At 54.6% G+C, this 1,003-nt stretch carries 2 protein-coding genes; one reads left to right on the top strand and one right to left on the bottom strand.

The window, feature by feature from the left end; all coding sequences use genetic code 11:
* Positions 1 to 149 (top strand): SDR family oxidoreductase (locus tag ACXJ5O_RS28180; protein WP_457302791.1); only part of this gene is annotated, 149 nt, incomplete at its 5' end.
* A 149-nt stretch (positions 150 to 298) separates the two neighbouring features.
* Here ACXJ5O_RS28180 and ACXJ5O_RS28175 read toward each other — a convergent pair.
* On the bottom strand, positions 299 to 1,003 hold a 705-nt coding region (locus ACXJ5O_RS28175; RefSeq protein ID WP_457302790.1), incomplete at its 5' end, for a class I SAM-dependent methyltransferase.

Raw genomic sequence — 1,003 nt, 5'->3', positions numbered from 1 at the left:
TAGAAGACGTCGGCCGGTCTGCTCTCTACCTCCTGTCGGACCTGTCGAGCGGTGTCACCGGTGAAATCCACTACGTGGATTCCGGCTACAACATCGTATCGATGCCAACTCTGGAAGAGCTGAAAAAGTCCGACGACGGCAAGGAATGATTCTGGCACGGCCCTACTCCGAACCGGAACAAATCTTGCGCAAGTTTTTCCGGAAGTGACGCAAGAACTTGCGAAACTGATGCAAGAAATGCCGAATCAGACATGCTTTTTGCTACCGCTTGTGGCATTTTAGTTGTGACAGGTAGAAATTACTTCTTGGCTTCGATGATCTTGTAACCGGCATTGTCTTCAAGCGGCAGCACCGATTTGAACAGTGCTTTCAGTCCCGCCTCATAGGGCATCTGCCGGTTGGCGACGAGAAGCAGCTTGCCGCCCGGCTTCAGTCGTTTGGCCGCCGCTGCAATGAAACCCTGCCCCATCGTCGGGTCCGCACTGCGCCCTGCATGGAACGGCGGGTTCATGACGATCGTATCGTAAATCTCTGTAATCGCTTCGCTATTCACGTCATGCCAATGGAAGCTTACCGGGATTTCGCCCCCATTGACGTTCAATTTGGCAGCTTCCAGCGCCTCGAAATCGGCTTCGTAAAGGGCCAGCGACTTGAGCTTTTCCGGGTGGTTCAAAACTTCGCTGGCGAGATATCCCCAGCCCGCGCCGAAGTCTGCCACGTGCCCGCTGATACGGCCGGCGAAGTGCTTGACCAGCATGGCCGAACCCTTGTCTATAGCGCTATGGGAGAACATGCCGGCGGCCGTCATAAAGCGATCTTCTAGCTTTGTCGGCTGGCCGGTAAGTCTTTCAATTTCCTCACTATTTACCATTTCCGACCGCATGAACCAGAAGGCAACGGCATGATGTTTGGATAGCCTGTCAGCAACCGTAACGATGCTCTCCACCGTCTTTCGGAAGCTGTCGACGCCGAGCTTCTTGTCGCCGGAAACCACGATCAGGCC

It is taken from the genome of Phyllobacterium sp. P5_D12, assembly GCF_054049495.1.
Note: the sequence above shows the minus strand (reverse complement) of the source record. Positions and strands in the feature narration are given on the sequence as shown.